This is a genomic window from Belnapia moabensis DSM 16746 (genome assembly GCF_000745835.1).
Taxonomy (GTDB): Bacteria; Pseudomonadota; Alphaproteobacteria; order Acetobacterales; family Acetobacteraceae; genus Belnapia; species Belnapia moabensis.
On record NZ_JQKB01000014.1, the window covers coordinates 79,471 to 106,118 of the forward strand.

Consider the following 26,648-nt stretch of genomic DNA (forward strand, 5'->3'; position numbering starts at 1 on the left):
TGCCATGAGCGCCGAAGCGCTGCCCCCGCTGCTGCTGGTCGGCTGCGGGAAGATGGGTGGGGCCATGCTGGCCGGCTGGCTGGAGAACGGTCTCACCGATGCGGTGGTGGTGGAGCCGCACGCGCCCGCCGCCGCGGCCTTCGCCGGGCGGGTGACGGTGGTGGACAGCCCAGCCGCCATCCCCGCCGGCTTCCGCCCTGGCGCCGCGGTGCTGGCGATCAAGCCGCAGGAGGCGCAGGCGACCCTGCCGGCCTTCGCGTCGCTGGCCGGGCCGGAGACGCTGTTCATCTCCATCATGGCCGGGCGCAGCACCGGCGGCATGCGGGCCCTGCTCGGCGAGGGCGCGCGCATCGTCCGCGCCATGCCGAACACCCCGGCCGCCGTCCGCCAGGGCTTCACCGTCGCCTTTCCCGGCCCCGGCGTCGATGCCTCGCAGCGGGCGCTGGCCGACCGGCTGCTCTCCTCCATCGGCGAAACCGCCTGGGTGGAGGAGGAGGGGCTGATCGATCCTGTCACCGCCGTCTCCGGCGGCGGCCCGGCCTATGTCTTCCTCCTCGCCGAGCTGATGGAGGCGGCTGCCATCGAGCAGGGCCTGCCGCCCGACCTCGCTCGGCGTATGGCCCGCGCGACGGTCGCCGGCTCCGGCGCTCTGCTGGCCGCGAGTGCCGAGGACAGCGCCCAGCTCCGCAAGAACGTCACCAGCCCCAAGGGCACCACCGAGCGGGCGCTCGCCGTGCTGATGGCGAGCGAGGCCTGGCCGGCGCTGATGTCCCGCGCCATCGCCGCCGCCACCGAGCGTTCACGCGAACTGGGTGGTTGACCCCTATCCTTCCGCCACCGGCGTCCCCACACTCAGCGCCATGAGCGAGATGCAGGATATCGAGGCCCGGCTGGTCGCCGGCCTCTGGCAGGTGGTCGCCGCGCATGGCTGGGCGGGGCTCTCGATGCGGCGGGTCGCCGCCGCCTCGGGCGTCGCCCCGGCCGAAATTCGGCGGCGCTGCCCGACGCCGCACCACCTGCTGCTGCTGCATGGCCGCCTGGTCGACCAGGCGGTGCTGGAAGGCATCGTGCCGGAGGCGCCAGACGACAACACGCCCCGCGACCGCATCTTCGACGTCATCATGCGGCGGATCGATGCGCTGCAGCCGCACCGCGCCGGCATCCTCCGCTTCCTCGACGAGCTGAAGCGCGACCCGCTGCTCGCCCTCGCCCTGCTCGCCGCCCTGCCTGGCTCCATGGCCTGGATGCTGGAGGCGGCGGGGCTCGGCTCCGGCGGGCTGGCCGGCCTCGCCCGGGCCAAGGGGCTGACCGCGGTCTGGCTGGCGACGCTCCGCGCCTGGGCGAGGGACGACACCGCCGATCTCGGCGCCACCATGGCGGCGCTCGACCGGGCGCTCGACCGTGCCGAACAGGTCGCTCGCGCGTTGCGTCTGGAGCCGGGGGATACCACCGGCGAACCGGACGCCTCGATGCTTTGACCGGCCCTCAGCGTCGGGCCTAGGGTCGGGGACGACAAAACAGGGTGGAGGAGGATCGCATGGCAGACCCGATGGGCTTTAAGCCGGAAACCGACATCATGCGCATGCTGACGGAGTTCCGCCTGCCCGGCATGCCGGATATGGAGGCGCTTGCCGCCGCACAGCGCCGCAACTTGGAGGCGCTCTCCGCCGCCAACCGCGTCGCGCTCGAAGGCGCCCAGGCGGTGGCCCGGCGCCACATGGAAATCCTTCAATCCGCCATGTCGGAGATGACCGAGGCGGTGAAGGCCATCTCCTCCCAGGAGAGCCCCCAGGCCAAGGCCGCCCGCCAAACCGAGCTGCTTAAGAGCGCCTACGAGAAGGCCGTCACCAACATGCGCGAGGTGGCCGACCTCATCCAGAAGTCGAACACCGAGGCGCTGGCCCTGCTCAACACGCGCTTCACCGAGGCGATGGACGAGGTGAAGACGCTCGTCGCCAAGAAGGGCTGAGAACTCCCCATCAGGTCGCTGCGCGGCTTGGTGGGGACCCCGGACGGTGGCTCGGCGCCCAAAGCCTCGCACGGCCTTGCGCGGCCTAGCCGCGCAAGGACACCGGAAAGACGCTGTCAGGCTCTCGTCGCCATGGCGATGGCCGGCGCCTGCCGCGCCGCCGCCAGCCGTCCGGCCGCCCCATAGGCGCCGGAGCCGCTGCGCGGCAGCGCCGCCCCGGCGATGGTCTCGATCACCCGCGACTGGATGCCGATGGCGCGCTCCAGCAGCCGCCGGTTTTCCTCGCCGAGCTGTTGCAGCCGCGCGGTGAGGTCGGAGGCGTTGGCGCGTTGCGCCCCCTCCACCCGCACGCCGAGCTTCCGCGTGGTGGCGAAGGCGGCGGCGAAGGCATCCGCCGCCTGCATCTTTGCAGTGGCGAGGCCGGCCGCACGCGGCAGGTCGAGCGCCGCCAGCGCCTCGTTCTCGGCGCGCAGCGCCTCGGCCAGGCGTTGGCCGGCAGTGAGCAGGGCATCCATCATCGGTCTTGGTTCTCCGTCTGGGCGCCGGCAGCCTGCCAGCGCAGCATTTCCCTGAGCACTGCATCGCCGAGGCCCATCCCGTGTCCGGAGCGGCTGGCCGCCTTGGCCATCTCGTCGACCAGCATGGGCTGCCACTGCGCCTCCGCCGCGCCGCCGCCGAAGCGGCTCTCCGGCAGGGTGGCGAAGATCGGTTGCAGCAGCTGGCCAAGCGCCTGGGCCTCGAAGGCCTGGGCGGCGCGGCGAAGCGCCGGCGGCGCCGATTGCAGCGAGACGGCGTTCATCAGCGCAGCTCCATCTCGGCCTGGAGGGCGCCGGCCGCCTTCACCGACTGCAGAATGGAGATCAGGTCGCGCGGCCCGACGCCGAGCGCGTTCAGCCCTCGCACCAGCTCCTGCAAGGAGACGCCGCACGACAACAGCCCGACGCGGCGCTGCGCCTGGTCGTCCACCTCGATATTGGTCCGCGGCACCACCACCGTCTCGCCCCCGGCGAGGGGATTGGGCTTCGCCACCTGCGGCGTCTCGGTGATGCGGATGGTGAGGTTCCCCTGGGCGATGGCGACTGTCGAGACCCGGACATTCGCCCCCATGACGATGGTGCCCGAGGCCTCCTCGATGATGACCCGCGCCACCTGGTCCGGCTCGACGCGGAGCTGCTCGATCTGGGCGAGGAAGCCGACCGGGTCCCGCCCGACCATCGCCAGCGCCACGGTGCGCGGATCGGTCGCGACAGCCGAGGTGCTGCCGGTCGACTGGTTGATGGCGGCGGCGATGCGTCGGGCCATCGTCATGTCTGGGTTGCGGAGCGAGAGGCGGATATTGGGCCGGCCGGCGAGGCTGTAGGAAATCTCCCGCTCGACGATGGCACCGGAGGCGATGCGCGCGCTGGTCGGCACGCCGCGCTGGATGCTGCTGGCGGCCCCCCGCGCCGCGACCGCCCCGGTGGCGACGGCGCCCTGCGCCACCGCATAGACCTCGCCGTCGGCGCCGAGCAGCGGCGTCACCACCAGCGTGCCGCCCTGGAGGTTGGTCGCGTCGCCGAGCGCCGAGACGGCGATGTCGATCCGGCTGCCAGGCCGGGCGAAGGCCGGCAGGTTGGCCGTCACCATCACGGCGGCGACGTTGCGGGTGTCGAGCCGCGCCTCGTTGTCGCGGGTATTGACCCCGAGCCGCTCCAGCATGCCGATCAGCGACTGCCGGGTGAAGATGGCCGTCCGCAGCCGGTCGCCGGTGCCGGCGAGGCCGACGACTAGGCCGTAGCCGACCAGCTGATTGTCCCGCACCCCCTCGACATCGGCGATGTCCTTGATGCGGACGGATTGCGCCGCGGCCGGCCCGGCCAGGAGAAAGGCCAGGGCCAGCACGGCGGCACATGCGATCTTCGCCCTTGCGAAAGCTTTTTTGGCCATGCTGCACCCCGTCGGTCACACCGCCCCGGGCGTCGCAACCACTATGCCAGGCGCCGCGGGGGTAAGGCCGGCAAGGCTTGCCGGGCAGGGGCCCGGCCTTGCCGGACGATGGGCAAAAGGGGGTTCGAAATGCAGGGGATCGGCAGGCTGGGCGGCATCGGCATGGCCGGTCCGGCGCGCGGCAAGGCTCGCGGCGGAGCGGGCGGGTTCCGGATCGTGGCCGACGGCGGCGAAGCGGCCAGGGAGGCCGCCGCCGCGGGCGGCATCGCCCTGGCTGGCCTCGGACTGTTCGCCTTGCAGGAGCATGGCAGCGTGGCGGAGCGGAGCGAGGCGGCGCAGCGCCGAGCCAGCGACATCCTCGCGGAACTGACCGCGTTGCAATGCGATATGCTCGGCGGCAGCCGGGTCGACCCCGTCCGGCTGCAGCGGTTGGTGGAGTCGGGGGAGGAGGGTGCCGACCCCGTATTGAGAGAGGTGGTGCAGGGCGTGGTTCTGCGCGCACAGGTGGAATTGATGCGCCGCAGCCTGGATGGATCTATGGCCTTTGCGTGAAAACCACGCTTTGCCAGCAATTTGCGGTATCGCAACCCCTTGGCTTTCGTACAGGCCCGCCTGTATGGTCCGGCCGCGTCATGGGGCCAGGGCGGCGTGCCCGGGCTCCCAAGCGGAATGGGGCCGTCCAGAAAATGCTGATCACCCTCCCGCCCGATTACCGTCCTACGGACGACGAAGAGTTCATGAACTCCCGGCAACAGGAGTATTTCCGTCAAAAGCTGCGGCGCTGGCGGTTGGACCTGTTGCGTGAAGCCGGGGACACCCTGGCAAGCCTCTCCGCCGGCGGCATCTCGGAGGCCGACCTTACGGATCGCGCCAGCGTCGAGACCGACCGCGCCCTCGAACTCCGCACCCGCGACCGTGCCCGCAAGCTGATCTCCAAGATCGACCAGGCGCTGGAGCGGATCGAGAACGGCACCTACGGCTATTGCGAGGAAACTGGGGAGCCCATCGGCCTCCGCCGCCTCGAGGCCCGGCCGATCGCGACGCTCTCCATCGAGGCGCAGGAGCGCCACGAGCGGATGGAGCGGGTCCACCGCGACGACTGACGCCGGCGCCCGCGGGAGCGGGGTCAGGGCGCGCGGATGTTGCGCGCCTTGATGATGTCACCCCATTTGCCGACTTCGCGGCTGAAATAGCCGGGCCATTCCACCGGCCCTTCGGCGAGGATGGCGATGCCCGCCGCCTCCAGCTTCGTCGCCACCTCGGGCGCCCGCAGCGCCGCGGCGCTGGCCGAGGCTAGGACGCGGATGACCGGTTCCGGTGTTCCGGCCGGGGCCAGCATGGCGAAATCCGTCGAACTCTCGAAACCCGGCAGGCCGGCCTCGGCGATGGTGGGCACCTCCGGTGCCAACGCCGCGCGCCGCGCCGTCGAGGTGCCGATCGGCCGCGCCTGCCCGCTCGCCATGAAGGGCAGGGCGGTGATGAGGTCGATGAAGGTCACTTGCGTCTCCCCTGCCAGCAGCGCCTGCGCCGAGGGTCCACCGCCACGATAGGGGACGTGCAGCATGGAGACTCCGGCCATGGCCATGAGCATCTCCGTAGCCAGATGGCTAGTGCCGCCGATGCCCGAGGTGCCGAAGCTGAACCCGTCCGGCTTCGCCCGCGCCAGGGCCAGGAACCCAGTGAGGTCCTGCGCCGGGACCGAAGGGTGCAAGCAGAGGATCTGCGGGCTGCTGGCAAGCAGCGAGACACCGGTGAAGGCCGTGGCATTGTCGTAGGGCAGCGCCGCGAGGTGCGGCGCGATGGCATAGGTGCTGTTGGTGCCGACCAGCAGCGTCGCCCCATCCGGCCGGGCGCGGGCGACGTAGTTGTGGCCGAGCGTCCCCGTCGCGCCGGGCCGGTTCTCGACGACGAAGGGCTGGCCGAGATCGGCTGACATCCGCTGCGCCAGGATGCGCGCCACGCTGTCCGAGGAACCGCCCGCCGGCCACGGGTTGACGATCGTCACCGGCCGGTCGGGATAAGCGCCCTGCGCTCGCGCGATGGCGGGCAGGGCGAGGCCGGCGAGCAGCGTGCGGCGGCGCATCAGCCGAGCTCCAGCAGCAGGTTGAGTTGCGCATCGACCGAGATGCGCGTCCCCGGGCCGATCACGCAGGTGGATTCCCGCTCCTCCACCAGCGCCGGCCCGTCGAAGGACATGTCTGGGCGGAGGGCGTAGCGGTCATAGACCGGGCAGGGCAGGGCGCCATGGACCTCGAAGGTGACGGGCCGCTCGCCGCGCGGCACCGGCCGGTCGCCCGCCTGCGCAGCGCCTTCCGGGGCGCGGATGCGAATGTCCTGGCCCGGTGCGGCGCAGGCCAGTCGCCAGGACAGCGCCTCGATAGGCTGGTCCTCCACCACCCGGCCGAAGCGGGTGCGGTAGCTGTCGAAGAAGGCGCGGCGGATGGCGGGCAGATCGGCCTCGCCGAGCGCGACCGAAGGCAGCGGCACGGCGATCTCGAAGCCCTGGCCGACATGGCGCATATCGGCAGTCGGTGTAAGTTCGATGGCGGCCGGGTCCGCTCCCGCCTCGGCGAGCAGGGCGCGACCTTCCTCGGCCATGCCGGCGATGAGACCGTTGACGACATTCCAATCGAGCCGCTCCAGCCTTCCGACATGGCTGCGGACCATGTCGGTTGCGGGCGGCGCGACGAGGAAGCCCAGCGCCGAGGCGACGCCGGCGCCGAGCGGCACCAGGACTCGCCCGATCTTCAGCAGCCGCGCCAGGTTCCAGGCATGCACCGGCCCGGCGCCGCCGAAGGCGATCAGCGTATAGCCGCGCGGATCGCGCCCCTTCTCGGCGAGATGCATGCGCGTCGCCGCCGCCATGGTCTCGTCGACGATGCGCTGCACGCCGAGCGCCGCCTCGACGGGGGGCAGGTGCAGCGCCTCGGCCACGCCCTCGGCGAATGCGCGGCGCACGCGGTCCGGGTCGAGCGCCATCTCCCCACCGAGGAAGTAGCCTGGGTCGAGCCGGCCGAGCAGCAGGTCGGCATCCGTCACGCAGGGCTCCGTCCCGCCGCGGCCGTAGCAGACCGGGCCGGGGACGGCGCCGGCGCTGCGCGGGCCGACCTTCATCAGTCCGGAGCCCTGCTCGATGCGGGCGATGGAGCCGCCGCCGGCGCCGATCTCGATCATGTCGACAACCGAGACCTTGAGCGGCAGGCCGCTGCCCTTGACGAAGCGGCGCACGCGTCCGGCCTCGAAGTCGAATTTGTGGTCCGGTGCCCCATCCTCGACGAGGCACATCTTCGCCGTGGTGCCGCCCATGTCGTAGCTGACGACGCGGTCGAGCCCGGCGAGGCGGGCGAAGAAGGCGGCGGCCATGGCGCCGGCGGCGGGGCCGCTCTCGATCAGGCGGATCGGGAACTCCTTCGCCTCGCGCACCGCGGCGATGCCGCCGCCGGAGAGCATCACATAGAGCCGCCCGGTGAAGCCGATGCCGGTGAGATCGGCCTCCAGCTTGTCGAGGTAGCGGCGCATGCGGGGCTGGACATAGGCATTGGCGCAGGCGGTGGAGGTGCGTTCGTATTCGCGGATCTCGGGCGCGACCTCGGCCGAGAGGGTGAGCGCGAGGCGCGGGTAGAGCTTGCGGACGATCTCGCCGGCGCGGCGCTCGTGCCGGGCGTCGCGGTAGCTGTGCAGGAAGCCGATGGCCAGCGCCTCGATCCGCCCGCCCTCCACCAGGTCGGTCACCTCGCGCGCCACGGCGATCTCGTCGAGCGGCAGCAACTCCTCGCCCGATGCGTCGAGCCGGCCGGGAATTTCGCGGCGGAGGTGGCGCGGCACCAGCGTCGGCGGCGCCTCCAGGAAGAGGTCGTAGAGGTCGTAGCGGATCTCCCGCCCGATCTCGATGGAATCGCGGAAGCCCGCCGTGGTCAGCAGCCCGACCCGGGCGCCGGTGCGCTCGATGACGGTGTTCGTCACCAGCGTCGTGCCATGGACGATGCTGGTGAGGTCGCGCGGGGCGAGCCCCGCCTCGCGCAGGATGCGCTGCGTGCCCTCGATGATGGCGCGGGAGGGGTCGTCCGGTGTGGTCAGCAGCTTGCCGGTATGGACCGTGTCGCGCAGCGGGTCGTGCAGGACGAGATCGGTGAAGGTTCCGCCGACATCGACGCCGAGCCGGGCCATGCTCAGCGTTCCCCGTAGGGGCTGGGGTCGGTGACGTAGCCGTCGCGCAGGTCGGCGGCCAGCGCCGCCGGGTCGCGCTCGGCGGGAGGGCCGTAGCCACCGCCGCCGGCATAGCGCATGACGAGCCGCATGCCGGGCGCGATGGTGGTACGCGACTTCGGATGCGGCCGGGTGCCGTCGCTCATCACGATCTCGGCCGCCGCGCCCGGCGCGCCGCCGAGCAGCCCCTCCGCCGGATGGTCGCGCCGGTCCGAGAGCAGGGAGAGGCGGAGCGGCCCCGGCGAGCGCACCTCGATCACCGCCTCCTGACCGAGGCCGCCGCGATACTGGCCGGGCCCGCCGCTATCGGGGCGGAGCTGCTTGGCCCAGACGACGAGGGGCGCGACGCTCTCGAAGGCCTCGATGCTACCAGCGCCGGCATTGGTCGGGAAGGCGGTGGTCGGCAGCCCGTCGCGATGCGGGCAGGCACCCATGCCGCCGGAGGCGAAGAGCACCTGGCTGAACCGGTCGCCCGCCCGGTCGAGGCCGGAGAAGAGCGCCCGCATGGTCGGCGCCCCGCCACATTCGGCGATGACCTGGCGCGGGATGACATCGCTCATCGCCTTGTAGATGGCGCCCGCCAGCAGATGACCGGTGAGCTGCCGCGCGCTGACCGGGGCCGGGAAGCGCGGGTTGAGGATGCTGCCCTCCGGCGCCCGCACCTCGATGGCGCGGTAGCTGCCCTCGTTGCGCGGGGTGAAGGGGTCGAGCGCGCATTTCACCGGATAGACGGCATAGGCATGGGTGTAGTTCATCACGCAATTGATGCCGCGATCGACCTGCGGGCTGCTGCCGGCGAAGTCGATCACCATGCGCTCGCCCTCCACTGTCACGGTGCAGGCGATGGTCGTCACATGCTCGTCGAAGCCGTCGGCCTCGATGCTGGCGGACCAGCTTCCGTCCGGCAGCGCGGCGATCGCCTGCCGCATGGCACGGTCGGCGCGGGCATGCAGCGCACGGCCGAGGGATTGCAGGCCGTCGAGCTTCGCATCCTCGAGGAATTCGGCGAGGCGGGCGGCGCAGACCTCGTTCGCGGTGATCTGCGCCTCGAGGTCGCCAAGCACCTGCTTCGGCACCCGGACATTGGCTAGGAAGAGCTCCAGCAGCGCCTCGTTGCGCACGCCCTCGCGCAGCAGGCGCATCGGCGGGATGCGCACGCCCTCCTCATAGACCTCGCGGCAATCGGCCGACCACAGGCTGCCGCCGACATCCGGGCTGTGGGCGATGGAGCCGGCGAAGCCGACCAGCGCGCCGCGATGGAAGATGGGCGTGACGGCGGTGATGTCCGGCAGGTGGCCGGTCGCCAGCCAGGGATCGTTGGTGACGACGCAATCGCCCGGCCGCCAGTCCTCCGCCGGGAAGCGTTGCAGGAAGTGCTTCGTGGTCTTCGGCAGGATGCAGGAGAAGCTGGCAATTCCGCCGGTATTCTCGCTGATGCTGTCGCCGTTGCGGTCCATCAGCACGCAGGCGAAGTCGTTCGACTCGCGGACGATGGTGGAGAAAGCGGTGCGCAGTAGCGCCGCCGCCGCCTCGTCGGCGATGGAGATCAGCCGGCTCCAGAGGATTTCGAGGGTGATCGGATCGAAGCCTTCGTCCTCGGCCATGCCTGCATCCCCTGCGGTCCCCGGGGAGCCTAGGCGGCACGAGCGGGAGGCCGCAAGATTGACAGCGCCGGCCATGCCGGGGAGGCTCGCGGCACGGAGGAAATCCATGCGCCCCATCGCCCGGCGTCCCTTGATCGCTGCCTTGCTCGCGGCGCCTGCCGTGGCGCGGGCGCAGCCGGCCTGGCCGAACCGGCCGGTGCGGGTGGTGGTGCCCTTCCCGCCGGGCGGCTCCAACGATGTCGTCGCACGGCCGCTGGCGGAGAGGCTGCAGGCGCGGCTCGGTCAGCCCTTCGTTGTCGAGAACCGCGGCGGCGCGGGGGGCGCGATCGGCGCCGGCCAGGTCGCGCAGGCGCCGGCCGATGGCTATACGCTGATGGTCACATCCTCATCCTTCCCAACTACGGCGATCCTGCAGAAGCCGGGCTGGGATGCCGAGGCGAGCTTCGATGCGGTGGCGCTGCTGGCGCGCGCGCCCTTCTTCATCATGGTCAATCCGGCGGTCCCGGTGCGCAGCGTCGCCGAATTGGTGGCGCTGGCGAAGGCGAAGCCGGGCGGGCTCGACTACGCCACCTCCGGTGCCGGCGGGATCAACCACTTCATCTCCGAGTATTTCTGCCAGCGCGCCGGCATCCGCATGAACCACGTCCCCTATCGCGGCACCGCGCCGGCGGTGACGGATCTCGTCGCGGGGACGATCCCGGTGATGATCACGACGGTCGCCAGCGCGAATGCCGCCATCCGCGAGGGGCGGGTGCGCGTCATCGCCGCGACGGCGCGGGGTGGCGGGCTGCCGCCGGAGGTGCCGCCGGTGCCAACCGTGCGCGAGTCCGGCATCGACTACGAGGCCGCCATCTGGTGGGGGCTGCTGGCGCCGCGCGGCCTACCGGCCGAGATCCGCGCTGCCGTCCATGCGGCGGCGAATGGAGCGCTCGGCGATGCCAACCTCGCCCGCATCTATGCCGCCGAAGGGGCGACACCCTCGCCGGTCGGGCCGGAGGAGTTTCCTGCCATCCTGCATGCCGATCTCGCGCGCTGGCGCGAGGTGGCGCGCATCGCGGAGATCCGCGCCGAATGACGCGGCACCGCCACGAATTCGACCCCACCGCGACGGGTGCGCTGCACGGGCTGCGGGTGCTCGACCTCTCGCGCCTCGTCGCCGGGAATGTGTTGACCAAGGTGCTGGCCGACCATGGCGCCGAGGTGGTGAAGCTGGAACCGCCGGAGGGCGACACGCTGCGCGCCTGGCGCATCAAGGGTGTCTCCACCACCTGGAAGACGCTGAGCCGCAACAAGCTCTCGGTCTGCCTGGCGCTGCGCGACCCGCGGGCGATCGAGGTGGTGAAGCGCCTCGTGGCCAATGCGGCGATGCTGGTCGAGAGCTTCCGCCCCGGCGTGCTGGAAGCGATGGGCCTGGCGCCGGAGGTGCTGCTGGCGATCAATCCGCGCCTTGTCATCGTCCGGATCAGCGGCTGGGGGCAGGACGGGCCCTACCGGCACAAGCCGGGCTTCGGCACGCTGGTCGAGGGCTATGCCGGCTTCGCCGCCGTCAACGGTTTCGCCGACCGCGAGCCAGTGCTGCCGCCGATGTACATGGCCGATGGCTATGCGGGCCTCTACGGCGCGGCGACCGCGATGATCGCGCTCCGCCATGCGGAGGCGACCGGGCAGGGGCAGGCGATCGACCTGACGCTCTTCGACCCGATCCATGTGATGATGGAGCCGCAGCACGCCAACTGGCAGCTCACCCGCGAGCTGAAGCCGCGCACCGGCAGCCGCAGCACCAATGCGGTGCCGCGCAATGCCTACCAGACGAAGGATGGCGGCTGGGTCTGCCTCTCGGCCTCGACGCAGGGGATGACGGAGAAGCTGCTGCGCAGCATCGGCAGGCCAGAGCTGATCGACGACCCGCGCTTCCGCAGCAATGCCGACCGGGTGCGGCACGGCGAGGAGCTGGATGCCATCATCGGGGCCTATATCGCCGAGCGGAGCCTGGCGGAGGCGCTGGCGCATTTCGACGCGGCGGGCGTCACCATCGGCCCGATCATGGATGCGGAGATGCTGGCCGGCGACCCTTACGTGATCGAGCGCGAGGCCGTTATCGCCGTGCCGGACGAGGAGATGCCCGAGGGCTGGCTGCCGATGCATGGCATGGTGCCACGGCTCTCGGCGACGCCCGGCATCTTGGCGCGGCCGGCACCCCGGCTCGGCGAACATAACGAGGCGGTGCTCGGGCCGGTCCTCGGCGCCGGGGAGGTTGCGCGGCTGCGCGGCGAGGGCGTGCTGCGCGAGGGGTAACAGCCGGACCCGGAACCATCCGCACCTCCGGCTGTTGTGCCGGCGTAGCGGGAGACCCTGGTCATGCGGCTCGGCGACGAGAGGGAAAGCGGCAATATCGAGGACCGGCGTGGCGGCGGCGGTCGTGGCGGACTCCCTATCGGCGTGGCAGGCGGCGGGCTCGGGACCATCGCGCTGGTGCTGGTGGCGCTGTTCTTCGGCGTCGATCCGTCGGTGATCCTCTCGGGCGGCGGCGGCGGTCAGCCGGATGCGCCGGTCGCGCGGCAGGAGGGCAGCGGTCCGTCGGAGGTTGCGGATGATGGGCAGCGCCGCTTCGTCGCGCAGGTGCTGGCGACGACGGAGGATGTCTGGACAGAGGCCTTCCGCCGCGGCGGCAACACCTACCAGCCGCCCAACCTCGTGCTGTTCAGTGGCACGACGCAGAGCGGCTGTGGCACGGCGCAGACGGCGACGGGGCCCTTCTACTGTCCGCTCGACCAGAAGGTGTATCTCGACACCGCGTTCTTCCGCGAGATGGAGCGGCGGCTGGGCGCGCCGGGCGACTTCGCCCGCGCCTATGTCATCGCGCATGAAGTCGGCCACCATGTGCAGAACCAGATCGGCGTGCTGCGCCGCGTCGATGCGGAGCGGCGCGGGATGGGAGAGGCGGAGTCCAACGCGCTGCAGGTGCGCGTCGAGCTGCAGGCGGATTGCTTCGCCGGCGTCTGGGCGAACCGCACGCAGCAGATGCGCCAGGTGCTCGAGCAGGGCGATATCGAGGAGGGGTTGAACGCCGCCGCCGCTGTGGGTGACGACCGGCTGCAACGGCGCTCGCGCGGCGTGGTGGTGCCGGAGAGCTTCACCCATGGCAGCTCGGCGCAGCGGGTGCAGTGGTTCCGCCGCGGGCTGGAGGCGGGCGATCCCCGTGCCTGTGACACGTTTGCGGGACGACCCTGATCCGAAGCGCTTACGGCTGTACCTGCAACGAACGGAACGGTGCGATGTCCGTTAGTGGACCAATGGCGCGCTGCAAGCGGGCCATCGCCACAACACGGGAACACGAAGATGCGAAAGACGATCCTCAGCCTGGCGCTGCTCGGCACCATCTCGGCCCTGCCGGCTTTCGCCCAGACCGCCACCGCGCCCGGGACCGCACCTGGGGCCGCCACGGCGCCCGGGACCGCCACCGCGCCCCGGACCGAGCCCGACCGCAGCGGCACCAATGCGCCGAGCGCGCGCAGCGAAAGCACGCCGCCGGCGGTCACCATGGATAACGGCACCCGCACCACCGCGAACGCGCCGGCGGCCGGTGCCAACAGCTTCACCGAGGGCCAGGCGCGCAGCCGGATCGAGGCTGCCGGCTTCAGCGGCGTCGATGACCTCCAGAAGGACGACCAGGGCATCTGGCGGGCCCGCGCGACGCGCAACGGACAACAGGTCAGCGTCTCGCTCGACTTCCAGGGCAATGTGACGACGCGCTGAACCTTTCGAACGGAACAGGAGACTTCATCATGGCGACACGCACCATCGCGCGTCTTTTCGACAACTACTCCGACGCGGCCGCGGCCGTGCGCGACCTCGAGGCCGCTGGCTTCCCGCATGACGACATCAGCCTCGTTGCCCGCGGCGCCGAGGGCGGCACGACGACGCCGACCACCAGCACCACCGATGTCGCCGACAACGGCCCGGGCCATACCGGCGCCAGCACCGGCGCGGGGACGGGTGCGACGCTCGGCACGCTGGTCGGCGGCGGCGCGGGGCTGCTTGCCGGCATCGGCGCGCTGGCGATCCCGGGGCTCGGCCCGATCGTCGCGGCTGGTTGGCTGGTGGCGGCGCTGACCGGCGCCGGCGTCGGCGCGGCGGCAGGCGGGCTGCTCGGCGCGCTGACCCAGGCGGGGCTCGGCGAGGAGCAGGCCGCGGTCTATGCCGAGGGCGTGCGGCGCGGCAGCAACCTCGTCACCGTGCGGGCCGATGACAGCCGCGCGCATGAGATCGACGCGATCCTGGCGCGGCACAATGCGCAGGACCTCGATGCCAGCAGCGGCCGCTGGGACGAGAGCGGCTGGGTGCGGCATGACAGCGCGCCGCGCGCGGCGGATGACACGATGCCGGCGCGGTCGACGGCGACTGCCGGGATGACCAGCCCCACGACCGGCCTCGGCGCGGCGACGGGCATCGGCACCACGACGGCTGCGGGGCAGATGGGCACTCGCACCGGCGCCGGCACGCGGACGGATGCGGCGATCGGCAGCCCCGATGGCACGCCGGGCAATCCGCCGGGCACGCAGGCGTCGCGCGGCTTCGACGATGTCGCTGGCACCAATGTCAGCGGCGCGCGGCCGCAGAACGAGACCAGCCGTGGCGCGGGCACCGGCACCGGCATGGGCGGCACCAGCGCGCCTGACGGTACGCCGGGCAATCCGCCGGGCACGCAGGTCTCGCGCGGTTTCGACAAGGTGGCGGGCACCAATGTGAGCGGTGCCCATCCCGAGAACGAGACCAACCCGAACCGGAACCCCGATCCGGCTATCTAGAGCAAGCTCCCATTCGGCGGGAGTAGGTGGAGCGGTGTCCGTGAGCCAAGGTGAACGGACATCGCCCTAAGCGAGTGGGGCCCGTCGCGCGATGACCGCGACGGGCCCGCCGCCGTCCGGGCCCTGGTGCTCGGCGCCGCCGCTGACGAAGATGTCGGTGCGGCCGACGGCGCCGGCGATGACGCCGCCCACCACTGCGCGGGCATGGCGCGTGGCGTTGATGTCGCTGTCGTCCCACATGATGTGACGCTGGCCGCGGATGCGGCCGTCCGATGAAGGCTCCGCCTTCGCCAGCACGGCGACGAGGCGGTCGGCGGCGGAGGGGGCGAGCTGGCCATCTTCCGTCGGCAGGCCGGCGAGGCGGAGGGCGCGGTGCACGGCCGGCAGGTCGATGGCATCCCGCATCACCGCATGGGCGATGGCGAGGTCGCCGCTCCAGTCAGGGCTGTTGCCGAGGACGATGATCTCGCAGCGCTCCAGCTCGACGCCGGCGGAGGCGCTGGCGACGGCGGAGTGCTTCTCCAAGTTCCGGCCGATCTCGTTGGGGGCGATGGCGTCGACCTCGCCGAGGGCCAGGGCCACGCCGAGGGCGGAGGCGCCGCGGGAGAGGCCCATCGAGGCATAGGTGTCCTCAGTCGCCACGGGGGCGCGTGCGGCGGCGATGCGCTCCGTCGTCAGCAGCGGGCATTTCACCTGGACGTAGTGGGGCTCGGCGATGCCGGCCTCCGCCATCGCCTCGCGCACCGCGGCGGCGACGGCTTCGGCCTGGGCGGGGCGGCCGATCTCCTCCGGGGCGAGGTCGCGGGTGAAGGCGGTGCCGATGGCCAGGGCGCCCTGCGGGTTGGGTGTGTCGGCCGCCGCCACCGTGAGGATGAGGAAATGCGGGGAGAGGCCGCCCTCCGTGCCGCCGGACATGACGAGGGCGACGCGGGCGGCGGCTTCGGCGCCGAGTTGGCGCGTCAGCAGCAGCGTGAGGGATTGCACGGCATAGGCGCGGGTGAAGTCGTTGACGCAGCCATTGCCCTCGGTCTTGCCGAGGATGGCCACGATGCCTGCTGGGTCGAGCGTGCCGGCGGCGATGAGTTGCTCGATCGCCGCGGTGTCGCCAGGGTGGCGCATCGGGACGCGGTGGAGGGCGGCGCGGCGGGGCTTCGGCATCGGCGGGGGCTTCCGGAAGAGGGTTTCAGTGGCACCATGGCGGGGCGAAGGAGGGTTCCGCATGTATGGCACCATTGCGCTCGACGGGCGCGGCTACCGCTTCATCCCGGCGGTGTTCCAGTATTCGGGCGGCGTCGCGGCGCTGCCGGGCTGGCGGCTGGAGCGGGTGCGCTTCGCCGATCCGGTGCCGCTGGCCGCGGGCTTCGCGCAGATCGCCGAGTTCCTGCGCTCGGCGGGGCTGCCGCTGACGGCGTTCTGCGCCTGCGAGTTGCGGTCGCCGGCGCCCTTCACCGATGACGGTTTCCGGCGGTTCAACGAGGGCTATGCAAAGGTGCTCGGCGAGTGGGACGTGCTGGCGGAGGGGCGGAACCCCGTGGCGCGCAGCAATGTCTGCCCGGAGATCGCGCCGCCGGCGGAGCCGTGCTTCCATGCCTTCAGCTATGCGCTGCCGGATGCGGGGGCGGGGCCGAGCTTCGTCGTCGCGGGCAGCGGCGAGAGCATGGAGGGGAAGGTGACCTATGCGGAGAGCACGGTCGCCTACCGGGACCTGTCGCCGGAGGGCATCCGGGCCAAGGCCGAGTATGTGCTGGGCGAGATGGAGCGGCGGATGGCGGCGCTCGATGCCGGCTGGGCGGCTACGACGGGGGTGCAGGTCTACACGGTGCATGACATCCATCCCTTTCTCGGCGACGAACTGGTGCGGCGCGGGGCGGCCAGGCATGGCGTCACCTGGCAGCATTGCCGGCCGCCGGTGGTGGACCTGGAATACGAGATGGATTGCCGCGGGCTGCCGCTGGAGCGGGTGATCTAAATTCCTAAAGCTTCGGGCGGCCAAGTTCTTGATCCCGCTCGCTTCAGTGCGGTGGCTTGAGACTTTTAGAGGTTGAGGGCCATCGCGCGGGCTCGGGCGATCGACTCCTGTGGATAATCAACTTTTGGTTTGGTTATCCTCGATGCGGGCGCGGCTCGACGCGCCTGCATTGGGAGGAGACGGGACAGCCATGGCCGTCATGAAAGCAATCGCCAAGGATGCCTGGGCGATGGGTGAACTCGTCTATGCCTATCAACAGGGGGACGCGGACTACAACTACAAGGATATCGGCCCCTGGGGCGCGGTGCGGAACGGCTATTGCGCGGCGCTCGGCTTCAAGTGGATCGGGCTGCGCCTGCGCGGGCAGGACCTGCCCTACGACGTCAAGACTCGCTTCGCCGAGAAGGAGGACTGGCGCATCACCCGGTTGCACAACCTGACCAAGGACGCCAACGGGTACAACAACGTGCTCCAGGAACTCGGGCTCGAGCGACAGGCGCCGACGACCTTCTTCGGTATCCCGTCGGCCCTGCAGGTCGTGCCGAAGGTGGGGGCTGAAGAGGGCTGCTACATGATCCAGTACAAGCGCGACGGTGGCGGGCACCTCGCGGCCATCCAGGTCGAGCCGAAGACCTTCCGGTATTTCGACGCCAATTTCGGGCACTTCGCCTTCGCGTCCAAGGACCGGTTCACGGCTTGGTACCAGGACTTCCTCACCGTGTCCGGCTACCGGGCGCGCTACCTGAACGCGACGATCGTGACCAAGGTGGCGCTGTATTCGGGCTCCAGCGTGAGCGGCCTCCGGGCCCGGTTCGGCGGCTAAAGCGGGCTTGGCACGGCAGGACTTAGGCTAGTAGTCCTATAGCCTGCCGGTGCCGGGAATGCAAGCGGTTCAGGCGGCGGCGAGCCAGCCGCGGCAGCCGCGGGCGACGGCCTCGCCGACCAGCAGCAAGGCGGGGCCGCCGGTGACCCAGCCCGGCGCCTCGGCGGCGATGCTTTGCAGCGTGCCGTGGAGGACGCGCTGCTGCGGCGTGCCGCCGCGCTCGATGACGGCCGCGGGCATGGAGGGCGACATGCCCTCGGCGACCAGGGCGTCGCGCAGCGGGGTCAGGGTACTGATGCCCATGTAGATCGCCAGGGTGTGGCCGGGCTGGACCAGGCCGCGGACATCGACGCCGCCGTCGCGCCGGTGGCCGGTGACGAAGGTGACGGCGCGGGCGGCGTCGCGATGCGTCAGCGGGATGCCGGCGCCGGCGGCGCAGGCGAGGGCCGCGGTGACGCCGGGAACGACCTCGCAGGGGATGCCGGCTTCCGCCAACGCCTCGGCTTCCTCGCCGCCGCGGCCGAAGATCAGCGGGTCGCCACCCTTGAGGCGCACCACGCGCTTGCCCTCGCGGGCGAGGCGAACCAGCAGCGTGTTAATGTCCTCCTGCTTCATGCAGTGATTGGCCCGCGCCTTGCCGACGAAGATGCGCTCGGCATCGCGGCGGGCCATCTCCAGCACCGCTTCCGTGCCGAGGCGGTCGTGGACGATGACATCGGCCTCGCCAAGGAGGCGGAGCGCGCGGAGCGTCAGCAGGTCGGCGGCGCCGGGGCCGGCGCCGACCAGGTGGACCATGCCGCGGGGTCGGGTGTCGGCGGCGTCGAGGGCGGTGGCGAAGGCGGCGTCGGCCTCCGGGTCGCGGCCGGCGAGGGCCAGTTCGGCGGGGGGGCCGGCCAGCGCCGCCTCGAGGAAGCGGCGGCGGGCGCCGAGGTCGGGCAGGCGGGCGCGGACGGCGGATTTGAAACGCTCGGCGAGGGCGGCGATGCGGCCGAGGGTGGGGGGCAGGACGGCCTCGATCCGCTGGCGGACCATGCGGGCGAGGACGGGGGCGGCGCCACCGGTCGAGACGGCGATGGTGACCGGGTCCCGGTCGATGATGGCCGGCATCAGGGCTGTGCAGAGGGCGGGGCGGTCGACCACGTTCACTGGGATCCCCCGCGCGCGGCAGGCGGCGGCGAGAGCCTGCAGCTCGGCCTCCGGGGCGTCGGCGCCGATGGCCAGCGGGCAGCCATCCAGCAGGTGGTCTTCGAAACGGGTGGCGAAGCGGATCTCGGCGCCGGCGGCGCGGAGGGGCTCGGCCTTGCGTTCCGCTACCTCGCCGCTGCCGAGGACCAGCACCGGCCGGGCCTGGAGGTCGAGGAAGACGGGGAAATGCTGCATCAGGCGGGTTCCGGCACCGGTCGTTTGGTCAGGAAGGCGGCGATTTCCGGGCGGCAGGAGCCGCAGCCCGTGCCGGCCCGCGTTGCCTCGCCGACCAGGGCGAGGGTGTTAGCACCACGGGCGATGGCTGCGCAGATACTGGATGCGGCGATGCCGTGGCAGACGCAGATGGTGGGCGAGGGGGCGGGGCCGTCGGATGGGGCGCCGGCGAGCAGGGCGCGGCGGGCGGCGCTGCCGATGGCGGCTTCGGCGAAGAGGGAGAGGAGCCAGTCGCGGGGCGGCAGCAAGGTCGGGTCGGGGGCGAGGAAGAGGGCGGCGAGGAGGCGGCCCTCGCGGAGGAGGGCGGCACGGTAGAGGCCGGCGGCGGGGTCTTCCAGCAGGACCCAGGCGGCGGTGGGGGTAGCGGCCTGACTGCCATCGTCCCGAGCGGCGATGGTTGGGGGCTGGATCGGCGGCTCGGGGAGGCCTGCATTGGCCTGGCGCTCGTCCGGCTGGTGCAGGACGAGTTGGCGGAGGCGGGCGAAGACCTCGGCGGCGGGAGCGGTGCCGGCGAGTTCGTGGCGGAACAGGCCGGGGGCGGCGGGGATGAGGGCGGTCCAGTCCGCCAGCTCGGCGCCGAGGCTGCGGCGGGCGAGGAGGAAGCCGTGCCAGGCCATCGGCGCGGGGGCGAGGCGGATGGGGGTGTGCTTCAGCTCGGGCTGGCCGCTGACCGGGTCCACCGCCGGGTTGACCGAGGCGTTGATGCGGGCCGCCGGGGCGAAGCGGGCAGTCCAGTGCATCGGCACGAAGACGGTGCCGCGGGCCATCCCCGAGTCGTGGCGGAGGCGGAGGGTGGCCTCGCCCCAGGGGCTTTCGATGCGGGCAAGGCTGCCATCGGCCATGCCTGACGCGTCGGCGGGGTGGATGGCGGCGGTGGGCTCGGGGGTGTGGGCCATGAGGCGGGGGACGGGGCCGGTGCGGGTCATGCTGTGCCACTGGTCGCGGAGGCGGCCGGTCAGCAGGGCGAGGGGGTAGGGCGCGGAGGTGGCGTTCGCGGGGGGGCGGTAGGGGGTGGGGATGAAGCGGGCAGCGGGGGTGAGGCGGGCACCCTGTTCGCCGCGACGGGCGACGGGCCAGCGGGTGGGAGGGAAGGCGGCGTATTCGGCGTCGGTGAGGTCCGCCAGGCCGGTGAGGTCGAAGGCGCGTGGGGCGGGGCGGGCGAGGGCGGTCAGGGCGGCGTGCTCGCGGAAGATCCCGGCCGGGGAGGTCCAGGCGAAGGCGTCGGACCAGCCGAGGCGGGCGGCGACCTGGGCGATGGCCCACCAGTCCGGGCGGGCCTCGCCGGGGGCGGGGCGGAAGGCGCGCTGGCGGCTGATGACGCGCTCGCTGTTCGTCACCGTGCCGTCCTTCTCGCCCCAGCCGAGGGCGGGGAGGCGGATGCGGGCGAGGTCCATCGTATCGCTCTCGCGGGTGCAATCGGAGACGACGAGGCAGGGGAGACGGCGGAGGGCATCGCGGACGCGGGCGGCGTCGGGAAGGGAGATGGCGGGGTTGGTGGCCATCACCCAAAGGGCGCCGATGCGGCCTTCGCCCGCCGCGCGGAAGAGGTCGATCGCCTTGAGGCCGGGGCCGGCGGCGAGGTTGGGGGCCTGCCAGTAGTCGCGCAGTGCGGCGGTCTCGGCGGGGATGGACCAGTCGAGATGGCCGGCGAGGGTGTTGGCGAGCGCGCCCACCTCGCGGCCGCCCATGGCGTTCGGCTGCCCGGTGATGCTGAAGGGGCCGGCGCCGGGCTGGCCGATGCGGCCCGCCAGCAGGTGGCAGTTGATGATGGCGTTGGCCTTGTCCGTCCCGGCGGAGGATTGGTTGGCGCCCTGGCTGAAGAGGGTGACGGTGCGGGGCGTCGCGGCGAACCAATCGAGGAAGGTGGCGAGGAGGGTGGGGTCGAGGCTGGTGTCGCCGTCGGCCTGCGCCAGGGTCTCGGCGAGGCCCTGGGCATCGCTGCGGAAGCCGAGGCCGTGGAGGTGGCGGAGCAGGGTGTTGAACAGGGCGACGTCGCGGCCGGGGGCGATGGGGAGGTGGAGGTCGGCGCCCTCGCAGGAGGCGGTGCGGCGGGGGTCGATGACGACGAGGCGCATCGCCGGGCGGGCGGCGCGAGCGGCCTGGACGCGCTGGAAGAGGATGGGGTGGCACCAGGCGAGGTTGCTGCCGACGAGCACCACGAGGTCGGCGAGCTCGAGGTCCTCGTAGAGGCCAGGGACGAGGTCCTCGCCGAAGGCGCGGCGGTGGCCGGCGACGGCGGAGGCCATGCAGAGGCGGGAATTACTGTCGATGTTGCCGGTGCCGAGGAAGCCTTTCGCCAGCTTGTTGGCGGCGTAGTAGTCCTCAGTGAGGAGCTGGCCGCTGACGTAGAGGGCGGTGCCCGCCGGGCCGTGCTCCGCCAGCGCGTGGCGGAAGCCTTCCGCCACGGCGTCGAGGGCCACGTCCCAGCTCGCGCGCTTGCCGTCGACCTCGGGGTGGAGGAGGCGGCCGGGCTGGTCGAGGGTCTCGCCGAGCGCAGTGCCCTTGCTGCAAAGGCGGCCGCGATTGGCAGGATGCTGGGGGTCGCCGCGCAGGGTGCCGTCGGCGCCGGCGAGGATGCCGCAGCCAACGCCGCAATAGGGGCAGGTGGTCCGTGTGTCGGCCATGGGGGTGCGCCTGTCGGGAGCGGGCTGGCTGGGGCGTGAGCGGCTGGCGGCGGAGCTAGTACACGTCGCGCTGGTAGCGGTGCTGGCGGGCCAGCGCGACGATCCAGTCCCGGGCCTGGTCGGCATTCATCCCGCCCTGCCGCATGGCGATCTGGCGGAGGGCGGCATCCACGTCCTTCGCCATGCGGGAGGCGTCGCCGCAGACATAGATGTGCGCGCCGTCCTGCAGCCAGCGCCAGAGATCGGCTGCGTCCTCGCGCATGCGGTCTTGGACATAGACCTTCTGCACGCCGTCGCGGGACCAGGCCAGCGAGAGGGCGGTGAGCAGGCCGTCCTCGCGCCAGGCCTCGATCTCGGGGCGGAAGAGGAAGTCGGTCGCGCTGCGCTGGTCGCCGAAGAAGAGCCAGTTACGGCCGCGCGCGCCGGTGGCCGCGCGGTGCTGGAGGAAGGCGCGGAAGGGGGCGATGCCGGTGCCCGGGCCGATCATGATGACGGGCGTCTCCGGGTTATCGGGCAGGCGGAAGGGGCTGGGGTGGATGTAGGCGCGGAGGGGCTGTGCCGGCGTGGCGCGGAAGGCGAGGTGGCAGGAGGCGATGCCGTCGCGCCGGCGGCCGCGGCGCTCGGCCTGCACGACGCCGATGCAGAGTTCGACCTTGCCGGGGGCGGCGAGGGGTGAGGAGGCGATGGAGTAGAGGCGGGGCTTCAGCGCCGGGAGGGAGGCGATGAGGTCGGCCAGGGGCGGACGGGCGGAGGGAAAGGCCTGGAGGAGGTCGAGGAGGTCGGCGTCCTTCGGCTCGGCATCGTCGTCGCCGTCGGAAAGCTTGCGGAGCATTGCGGCTTCGCGTGGGTCCTTCGCGGCGCCGGCGAGAAGGTCGGTGGTGCGGTCGAGGGGGCGGGCGATGTCCTTCTCCCGCAGGAGGACGGGGCGGAGGGAGGGGTCGGCGCCGAGGGCGGCCATCACCGCATCGACCAGGGCAGGGTCGTTCTCGGCGGCGAGGCCTAGGCTGTCGCCGGGCTGGTAGGCGAGGCCGGTGCCGGCGAGGTCGAGGACGATGTGGCGGACATCCTTGGCCGAGGCGGGGCCGGTGAGGCGAGTGGCGGCGAGGAAGCGGACGGGCTCGCCGATGGGGGCGGTGGGCTTGGGGGCCGGGGCGGGAGTGGCGAGGGGGGCGGCTTCGGCGAGGAGGGACTTCAGCGCCTTCGCGGTCGGCTTGCCGCCGGGGACGCAAAGGGAGGCGGAGGTTTCGGCGCCGCTGGCCAGGGCCTCGGCGTAGGTCTGGCAGATGTAGCCGCATTGGCCGCAATCGAGCTGGGCCATGGCGGCCATCAGGCGGCGGGGCTTCGGCTTGCCTTCGGCCAGAGCCAGGCGCTCGGCGAGGTCGAGGGCGGGGTCGTGCCAGGGGAAGTCCTCTACCTCCTGCGCGGGGGCGGGGGAGGCGTTGAGCGGGGCGCCCTCGGAGCCGCCGTAGAGGCCGGCGAGGAAGCCGTTCAGCCAGGCGCGCTGGGCGGGGGTGAAGGGGGCCGATTCGGGGATCAGCGGGACGGGGGAGATGGCGTTCATGCGTCCTCCAGCACCCGGGCCGCGGCGAGGGCGGCCAGGGTCTCGTCGGATTGGCTGGCGGACCAGAGATGGAAGCTCTCGGCCCCGGCGCGGTCGCGCTGCCAGGCTTGCAGCAGAGCGAGGACGATGGGGCCAAGCTCGTCATGGGCGACGGATTTGCGGACCAGGCGGCCGATCTTCTGCTCGGGGCCGGCGCCGCCGCCAATGTGGAGGTCGTAGCCTTCGACCATGTCCTCGCCGCGCTCGACCTTGGCGCCGATCAGGCCGATATCGGCGATGTAGTGCTGGGCGCAGGAGTGGTGGCAGCCGGTCAGGTGGATGTTGATCGGCTGGTCGATGGCGATGCGGGCGTCGAGGAAGTCGGCGAGTTCGGCGGCGTGGCGCTTGGTGTCGGATGCTGCGAATTTGCAGCCGGCGGCGCCGGTGCAGGCGACGAGGCCGCCGCGCAGGGCGCTCGCCTCCCAGCCGAGGCCGAGTTGCGCGAGGCCGGACCGGATGGCGGGAATGCTTGCCTCGGGGATGTCGGAGATCAGCAGGTTCTGCCAGACGGTCAGGCGGATGGTGCCGCTGCCATGCCGCTCGGCGAGGTCGGCGAGGCCACGGAGCTGGGCAGTGGTGAGGCGGCCGAGCGTCGTCGTCACGCCGATATAGGAGAGGCCGGGCTGCTTCTGGGCGTGGATGCCGATATGGCCGTGCTTCGCGGGCGCGCCCGGCGGCGTCGTGGCGGCGAGGCGGGGGAGGGGCTTGCCGAGGCGGTCCTCGACGGCGAGGAGGAAGCTCTCCACGCCCATGCGGTCGAGGACGTATTTGAGGCGGGCCTTGGTGCGGTCGGTGCGGCAGCCTTCGGCGATGAAGACGCGGAGGATGGCGTCGCAGACGGACACCACATCCTCGGGTGCGATGGCGACGCCGGTGGCGCGGGCGAAGTCGCGATGGCCGGTGATGCCGCCGAGGTTCAGGCGGAAGCGGATGCCCTCCGCCGTCTCGATGGCGGTGAGGGCGATGTCGTTGGTCTCTTGCAGCACCTCGACGGCGCCGCCGCCGCTGAGCGAGATATTGAACTTGCGCGGCAGGGCGAAGAGGTCGCGCGTCGCCAGGATGTGGTGGTGCAGCGCGCGGACCAGGGGGCGGGTGTCGATCAGCTCGGCCAGGTCGATGCCGGCCGTCGGCGATGCGGTGACGTTGCGGATGTTGTCGGCGCCGGTGCCGCGCGGCAGCAGGCCGATATCGCCGAGGCGCATCACCACCTCGCGGCCCTTGGCGGCCGGAATCTCGCGGTATTGCAGGTTGGCGCGGGTGGTGATGTCGGCATGGCCGTTGGCGCAGTCCTCGGCGATGTCGGCGATGCCGCGGAGTTGCCACGCATTCAGGATGCCGCCGGGGATGCGGAGGCGGCACATAAAGGCGTCCTGTGCGGGGCCCACGTAGAAGAGGCCGTGGTAGCGGCCGATGAAGTCCTCGATCGGCTTCGGGAAGCGGCCCGCGGCGGCGCGGGCGGTGAGTTCGTCCCAGCGGTCGAGGGGGTGGCGCTCGCGCTTGGCCTGCTCCTGCAGGACGAGCTTGCCGCCGGCGGCCAGTGTGCGGTCCTGGGCGGCGCGCAGTGCATCGGCGGGGGCGTTGCCTTCGCTTGCGGGGGCGAGGCTGCCGCGGCGGGCCTCGACGCCGGCCATGAAGCCTTTCAGGTACTCTTGCTGCTCGGGGCTGAAACCGGTGTCGGGCATCAGGCTGCCTCCCGCACGAAGGCCGGACCCAGGGCGAGAGCCGACCGGAACCCCGCCACGCTGCGGCGGGTGGTGATGAGATCGAGGTAGAAGCCGGCATCGGCCGTGTCGCCGTAGAGGACGGCGCCGATAAGCCTTCCGTCGCGTAGCAGGAGGCGGCGGTAGCGTTCCTCCGCCTCGTCGCGGAGGGTGATGCATTCGGCTTCGGCATCGGCGATGTCGCCGGCGGACCAGACGGCGGTGCCGGAGACCTTCAGCGCGGCAGCGTCGGCGCGTGGGGCCCAGGCGGCGGCCTCGCCGGCGATGGCGCGGGCGGCGACCTCGGCCTGCTCCAAGGCGGGAGCGACGAGACCGATGCAGCGGCCCGCATGCTCGGCGCATTCGCCGATGGCGAAGATGGCGGGGTCGGCGGTGCGCATGGCATCGTCCACCGTGATGGCGCGGGCGCAGGGGAGGCCGGATTCGCGGGCGAGGGCGATGTTGGGGCGGATGCCGACGGCCATCACCACCAGCTCCGCCGGGATGCGGGTGCCATCGGCGAGGAGGACGGCGCGGGCGCGGTCCTCGCCTTCGATCGCCGTGGTGCTGGCGGGCATGGCGAAGCGGATGCCGCGGGTGCCGAGGCGGCTGGTCAGGAGGGCGCCGGCGGCAGGGTCGAGCTGGCGTTCCATGGGCCAGCCGACGGCGTGGACGACGGTCACGCGCAGGCCGCGGGCGGCGAGGCCGACGGCGGCCTCCAGGCCGAGGAGGCCGCCGCCGATGACGACCGCGCGGCCGCCGGAGCGGGCGGCGTGGAGCATGGCGCGGACATCGTCCATGTCGCGGTAGAGGACGACGCCGGGCAGCGTCGCGCCGGGGAGGGGCAAGCGGATGGCGGTGGAGCCGGTGGCGAGCACCAGGCGGTCGTAGGGGAGGCGTTCGCCGCGCGCCGTCACCGCCACGCCCGCGGCGCGGTCGAGGGCGGCGATGGGGGTGGCGGGGCGATAGTGGATGCCGAGCGAACGCAGCACCGGGAGGGGGTGGGTGATGAGGGATTCGATGGTCGCATCACCTGCCAGCAGCTTCGACAGGGCGACGCGGTCGTAGGGCAGCGCGGCTTCGGCGCCGGCGAGGGTGACGCGGGCGGCGGGCAGGCGCTCGGCGAGGCGGACGGCGCAGCGCGTGCCGGCCGGGCCCGCGCCGATGACGAGGATGCGCATGGTGCTGGGCCTCAGGCGGCGGCGAGCGCAGGGTTGGCGTGGCGGGCGTGGAGGAATTCCAGCACCGCCGTTCGCGCGGCGACGAAGCGCGGGTCGGCCGCCAAAGCGAGGCGGTCGCGGGGGCGGGGGAGGTCGACCTCAAGGATTTCGCCGATGCGGGCGTTGGGGCCGTTGGTCAGCATGACGATGCGGTCGGAGAGCAGCACGGCTTCGTCGACGTCATGGGTGATCATCACCACGGTGGTGCCGTGGCTGGCGTGGATCTCCATCACCTGGTCCTGGAGGTGGGCGCGGGTCAGGGCGTCGAGGGCGCCGAAGGGCTCGTCGAGCAGCAGAACCTTGGGCTTCATTGACAGGGCACGGGCGATGCCGATGCGCTGCTTCATCCCGCCCGAGATTTCGGAGGGGCGCTTGTCCTTGGCGTGGGTCATGCGGACGAGCGCCAGGTTCTCCAGCACCCAGGCGTGGCGTTCGGCGCGGGACATCGTCTTCGACAGGGTCTGGTCCGCGGCGAGCCTGACGTTCTCGTAGCAGGTGAGCCAGGGCAGCAGGCTGTGGTTCTGGAAGACGACGGCGCGGTCGGGGCCGGGGCCCTCAATCTCGCGGCCTTCCAGCACCACGCCGCCCGCCGTCGCGGGGAGGAGGCCGGCGATGACGTTCAGCAGCGTGCTCTTCCCGCAGCCGCTGTGGCCGATGACGGAGACATACTCGCCGCGGGCGATCTGCAGGTCGATCTCGCGGAGGACGGGGATGGGCGCCTTGGGGAAGGCGACGGAGAGCTGGGAGATGTCGAGGAAGCGGTCCATCTGGCGTTCTCCC

Annotated in this window: 25 protein-coding genes; 12 read left to right on the forward strand and 13 right to left on the reverse strand. The window is 72.2% G+C overall.

The genetic code is table 11. The annotated features are described in order from the left end of the window. Positions 1–4: 4 nt before the first annotated feature. Genes proC through EP26_RS11685 form a run of 3 tightly spaced genes read left to right on the forward strand, consistent with a single transcriptional unit; the run spans position 5 to position 1,969 of the window. Positions 5–820 carry a pyrroline-5-carboxylate reductase gene (proC, locus tag EP26_RS11675; protein WP_043338710.1) on the forward strand — a complete coding sequence of 272 codons (816 nt, stop codon included), beginning with the start codon at positions 5–7 and terminating at the stop codon, positions 818–820. Further along, on the forward strand, positions 813–1,478 hold the full coding sequence (locus tag EP26_RS11680; RefSeq protein WP_245624373.1) for a TetR family transcriptional regulator: 666 nt from the start codon (positions 813–815) through the stop codon (positions 1,476–1,478). The genes proC and EP26_RS11680 overlap by 8 nt, the downstream gene beginning before the upstream one ends. A 59-nt stretch (positions 1,479–1,537) precedes the next feature. Next, the gene (locus tag EP26_RS11685) at positions 1,538–1,969 is read left to right on the forward strand and encodes a phasin family protein (RefSeq protein ID WP_043338711.1); all 432 of its coding nucleotides are present in this window, start codon (positions 1,538–1,540) and stop codon (positions 1,967–1,969) included. 116 nt (positions 1,970–2,085) lie between these two features. Here EP26_RS11685 and EP26_RS11690 read toward each other — a convergent pair whose 3' ends face one another. Genes EP26_RS11690 through EP26_RS11700 form a run of 3 tightly spaced genes read right to left on the reverse strand, consistent with a single transcriptional unit; the run spans position 2,086 to position 3,895 of the window. Beyond that, a complete protein-coding gene (locus EP26_RS11690) occupies positions 2,086–2,487 on the reverse strand; it encodes a hypothetical protein (protein ID WP_043338712.1) in 402 nt (133 codons plus the stop codon). Beyond that, the gene (locus tag EP26_RS11695) at positions 2,484–2,768 is read right to left on the reverse strand and encodes a rod-binding protein (protein ID WP_052389074.1); all 285 of its coding nucleotides are present in this window, start codon (positions 2,766–2,768) and stop codon (positions 2,484–2,486) included. Before EP26_RS11695 ends, EP26_RS11690 begins: the two co-directional genes overlap by 4 nt. Beyond that, positions 2,768–3,895, reverse strand: a complete 1,128-nt coding sequence (locus tag EP26_RS11700; protein WP_052389075.1) for a flagellar basal body P-ring protein FlgI — start codon at positions 3,893–3,895, stop codon at positions 2,768–2,770. Before EP26_RS11700 ends, EP26_RS11695 begins: the two co-directional genes overlap by 1 nt. Before the next feature lie 129 nt (positions 3,896–4,024). Here EP26_RS11700 and EP26_RS11705 point away from each other — a divergent pair, with 129 nt between their 5' ends. Then, entirely contained in the window at positions 4,025–4,447 is a 423-nt protein-coding gene (locus EP26_RS11705) for a flagellar assembly protein FliX (protein WP_043338714.1), read from the forward strand. 137 nt (positions 4,448–4,584) lie between these two features. Further along, entirely contained in the window at positions 4,585–4,998 is a 414-nt protein-coding gene (gene dksA / locus EP26_RS11710; RefSeq protein ID WP_211259425.1) for an RNA polymerase-binding protein DksA, read from the forward strand. A gap of 23 nt (positions 4,999–5,021) precedes the next feature. Here the strand turns inward: dksA and EP26_RS11715 are convergent, their stop codons facing one another. Genes EP26_RS11715 through EP26_RS11725 form a run of 3 tightly spaced genes read right to left on the reverse strand, consistent with a single transcriptional unit; the run spans position 5,022 to position 9,705 of the window. Beyond that, positions 5,022–5,978: a Bug family tripartite tricarboxylate transporter substrate binding protein gene (locus EP26_RS11715; protein ID WP_043338716.1), complete on the reverse strand. Its 957-nt coding sequence runs from the start codon at positions 5,976–5,978 to the stop codon at positions 5,022–5,024. Further along, positions 5,978–8,062 carry a hydantoinase/oxoprolinase family protein gene (locus EP26_RS11720; protein ID WP_043338717.1) on the reverse strand — a complete coding sequence of 695 codons (2,085 nt, stop codon included), beginning with the start codon at positions 8,060–8,062 and terminating at the stop codon, positions 5,978–5,980. The genes EP26_RS11715 and EP26_RS11720 overlap by 1 nt, the downstream gene beginning before the upstream one ends. Positions 8,063–8,064: 2 nt before the next feature. Next, positions 8,065–9,705: a hydantoinase B/oxoprolinase family protein gene (locus EP26_RS11725; RefSeq protein WP_043338718.1), complete on the reverse strand. Its 1,641-nt coding sequence runs from the start codon at positions 9,703–9,705 to the stop codon at positions 8,065–8,067. Positions 9,706–9,811: 106 nt separating this feature from the next. On the opposite strand from EP26_RS11725, the gene EP26_RS11730 reads away from it, so the two are divergent. The 5 genes from EP26_RS11730 (at position 9,812) to EP26_RS38110 (ending at position 14,513) form a co-directional block, all read left to right on the forward strand. Then, positions 9,812–10,780, forward strand: coding sequence for a tripartite tricarboxylate transporter substrate-binding protein (locus EP26_RS11730; protein ID WP_043338719.1), 969 nt, complete (start codon positions 9,812–9,814; stop codon positions 10,778–10,780). Beyond that, the gene (locus EP26_RS11735) at positions 10,777–12,000 is read left to right on the forward strand and encodes a CaiB/BaiF CoA transferase family protein (RefSeq protein ID WP_043338720.1); all 1,224 of its coding nucleotides are present in this window, start codon (positions 10,777–10,779) and stop codon (positions 11,998–12,000) included. Before EP26_RS11730 ends, EP26_RS11735 begins: the two co-directional genes overlap by 4 nt. A 63-nt stretch (positions 12,001–12,063) precedes the next feature. After that, positions 12,064–12,936, forward strand: a complete 873-nt coding sequence (gene ypfJ, locus EP26_RS11740) for a KPN_02809 family neutral zinc metallopeptidase (protein ID WP_043338722.1) — start codon at positions 12,064–12,066, stop codon at positions 12,934–12,936. Between the two features lie 108 nt (positions 12,937–13,044). Further along, complete coding sequence (locus tag EP26_RS36765) at positions 13,045–13,461, forward strand: hypothetical protein (RefSeq protein ID WP_043338723.1); 417 nt, start codon at positions 13,045–13,047, stop codon at positions 13,459–13,461. Positions 13,462–13,490: 29 nt separating this feature from the next. Continuing rightward, on the forward strand, positions 13,491–14,513 hold the full coding sequence (locus tag EP26_RS38110) for a hypothetical protein (protein WP_211259424.1): 1,023 nt from the start codon (positions 13,491–13,493) through the stop codon (positions 14,511–14,513). Positions 14,514–14,579: 66 nt separating this feature from the next. Here EP26_RS38110 and atzD read toward each other — a convergent pair whose 3' ends face one another. Then, positions 14,580–15,671, reverse strand: coding sequence for a cyanuric acid amidohydrolase (atzD, locus tag EP26_RS11755; RefSeq protein ID WP_043338724.1), 1,092 nt, complete (start codon positions 15,669–15,671; stop codon positions 14,580–14,582). 61 nt (positions 15,672–15,732) lie between these two features. On the opposite strand from atzD, the gene cnbZ reads away from it, so the two are divergent. Next, entirely contained in the window at positions 15,733–16,482 is a 750-nt protein-coding gene (cnbZ, locus tag EP26_RS11760) for a 2-amino-5-chloromuconate deaminase CnbZ (RefSeq protein ID WP_043338725.1), read from the forward strand. 142 nt (positions 16,483–16,624) lie between these two features. Beyond that, the gene (locus tag EP26_RS11765) at positions 16,625–17,305 is read left to right on the forward strand and encodes a YopT-type cysteine protease domain-containing protein (protein ID WP_084112473.1); all 681 of its coding nucleotides are present in this window, start codon (positions 16,625–16,627) and stop codon (positions 17,303–17,305) included. 69 nt (positions 17,306–17,374) lie between these two features. Here the strand turns inward: EP26_RS11765 and cysG are convergent, their stop codons facing one another. From cysG to EP26_RS11795, 6 genes are read right to left on the reverse strand one after another with little or no spacing between them, the layout of a single operon-like run. Beyond that, a complete protein-coding gene (gene cysG / locus EP26_RS11770; protein WP_043338727.1) occupies positions 17,375–18,685 on the reverse strand; it encodes a siroheme synthase CysG in 1,311 nt (436 codons plus the stop codon). Continuing rightward, entirely contained in the window at positions 18,685–21,348 is a 2,664-nt protein-coding gene (locus tag EP26_RS11775; protein WP_043338728.1) for a nitrate reductase, read from the reverse strand. The genes cysG and EP26_RS11775 overlap by 1 nt, the downstream gene beginning before the upstream one ends. Before the next feature lie 55 nt (positions 21,349–21,403). Continuing rightward, complete coding sequence (locus tag EP26_RS11780; protein WP_043338729.1) at positions 21,404–22,909, reverse strand: sulfite reductase subunit alpha; 1,506 nt, start codon at positions 22,907–22,909, stop codon at positions 21,404–21,406. Then, entirely contained in the window at positions 22,906–24,630 is a 1,725-nt protein-coding gene (locus EP26_RS11785; protein ID WP_043338730.1) for a NirA family protein, read from the reverse strand. The genes EP26_RS11780 and EP26_RS11785 overlap by 4 nt, the downstream gene beginning before the upstream one ends. Continuing rightward, complete coding sequence (locus EP26_RS11790) at positions 24,630–25,829, reverse strand: NAD(P)/FAD-dependent oxidoreductase (protein WP_052389077.1); 1,200 nt, start codon at positions 25,827–25,829, stop codon at positions 24,630–24,632. The genes EP26_RS11785 and EP26_RS11790 overlap by 1 nt, the downstream gene beginning before the upstream one ends. 11 nt (positions 25,830–25,840) lie before the next feature. Next, positions 25,841–26,635: an ABC transporter ATP-binding protein gene (locus EP26_RS11795; RefSeq protein WP_043338731.1), complete on the reverse strand. Its 795-nt coding sequence runs from the start codon at positions 26,633–26,635 to the stop codon at positions 25,841–25,843. Positions 26,636–26,648: the final 13 nt, after the last annotated feature.

Bases quoted from the DNA above. Each gene is read 5' to 3' on its own strand.
- EP26_RS11730 (WP_043338719.1), top strand. From the start codon at position 9,812: ATGCGCCCCATCGCCCGGCGTCCCTTGATCGCTGCCTTGCTCGCGGCG.
- EP26_RS11720 (WP_043338717.1), bottom strand. From the start codon at position 8,062: ATGGCCCGGCTCGGCGTCGATGTCGGCGGAACCTTCACCGATCTCGTC.
- EP26_RS11775 (WP_043338728.1), bottom strand. From the start codon at position 21,348: ATGGCCGACACACGGACCACCTGCCCCTATTGCGGCGTTGGCTGCGGC.
- cnbZ (WP_043338725.1), top strand. From the start codon at position 15,733: ATGTATGGCACCATTGCGCTCGACGGGCGCGGCTACCGCTTCATCCCG.
- EP26_RS11780 (WP_043338729.1), bottom strand. From the start codon at position 22,909: ATGAACGCCATCTCCCCCGTCCCGCTGATCCCCGAATCGGCCCCCTTC.
- EP26_RS36765 (WP_043338723.1), top strand. From the start codon at position 13,045: ATGCGAAAGACGATCCTCAGCCTGGCGCTGCTCGGCACCATCTCGGCC.
- EP26_RS11695 (WP_052389074.1), bottom strand. From the start codon at position 2,768: ATGAACGCCGTCTCGCTGCAATCGGCGCCGCCGGCGCTTCGCCGCGCC.
- proC (WP_043338710.1), top strand. From the start codon at position 5: ATGAGCGCCGAAGCGCTGCCCCCGCTGCTGCTGGTCGGCTGCGGGAAG.
- ypfJ (WP_043338722.1), top strand. From the start codon at position 12,064: ATGCGGCTCGGCGACGAGAGGGAAAGCGGCAATATCGAGGACCGGCGT.
- EP26_RS11785 (WP_043338730.1), bottom strand. From the start codon at position 24,630: ATGCCCGACACCGGTTTCAGCCCCGAGCAGCAAGAGTACCTGAAAGGC.
- EP26_RS11735 (WP_043338720.1), top strand. From the start codon at position 10,777: ATGACGCGGCACCGCCACGAATTCGACCCCACCGCGACGGGTGCGCTG.
- EP26_RS11795 (WP_043338731.1), bottom strand. From the start codon at position 26,635: ATGGACCGCTTCCTCGACATCTCCCAGCTCTCCGTCGCCTTCCCCAAG.
- EP26_RS11685 (WP_043338711.1), top strand. From the start codon at position 1,538: ATGGCAGACCCGATGGGCTTTAAGCCGGAAACCGACATCATGCGCATG.
- EP26_RS11790 (WP_052389077.1), bottom strand. From the start codon at position 25,829: ATGCGCATCCTCGTCATCGGCGCGGGCCCGGCCGGCACGCGCTGCGCC.
- EP26_RS38110 (WP_211259424.1), top strand. From the start codon at position 13,491: ATGGCGACACGCACCATCGCGCGTCTTTTCGACAACTACTCCGACGCG.
- EP26_RS11715 (WP_043338716.1), bottom strand. From the start codon at position 5,978: ATGCGCCGCCGCACGCTGCTCGCCGGCCTCGCCCTGCCCGCCATCGCG.
- EP26_RS11705 (WP_043338714.1), top strand. From the start codon at position 4,025: ATGCAGGGGATCGGCAGGCTGGGCGGCATCGGCATGGCCGGTCCGGCG.
- cysG (WP_043338727.1), bottom strand. From the start codon at position 18,685: ATGCAGCATTTCCCCGTCTTCCTCGACCTCCAGGCCCGGCCGGTGCTG.
- EP26_RS11700 (WP_052389075.1), bottom strand. From the start codon at position 3,895: ATGGCCAAAAAAGCTTTCGCAAGGGCGAAGATCGCATGTGCCGCCGTG.
- atzD (WP_043338724.1), bottom strand. From the start codon at position 15,671: ATGCCGAAGCCCCGCCGCGCCGCCCTCCACCGCGTCCCGATGCGCCAC.
- EP26_RS11765 (WP_084112473.1), top strand. From the start codon at position 16,625: ATGCGGGCGCGGCTCGACGCGCCTGCATTGGGAGGAGACGGGACAGCC.
- EP26_RS11725 (WP_043338718.1), bottom strand. From the start codon at position 9,705: ATGGCCGAGGACGAAGGCTTCGATCCGATCACCCTCGAAATCCTCTGG.
- EP26_RS11690 (WP_043338712.1), bottom strand. From the start codon at position 2,487: ATGATGGATGCCCTGCTCACTGCCGGCCAACGCCTGGCCGAGGCGCTG.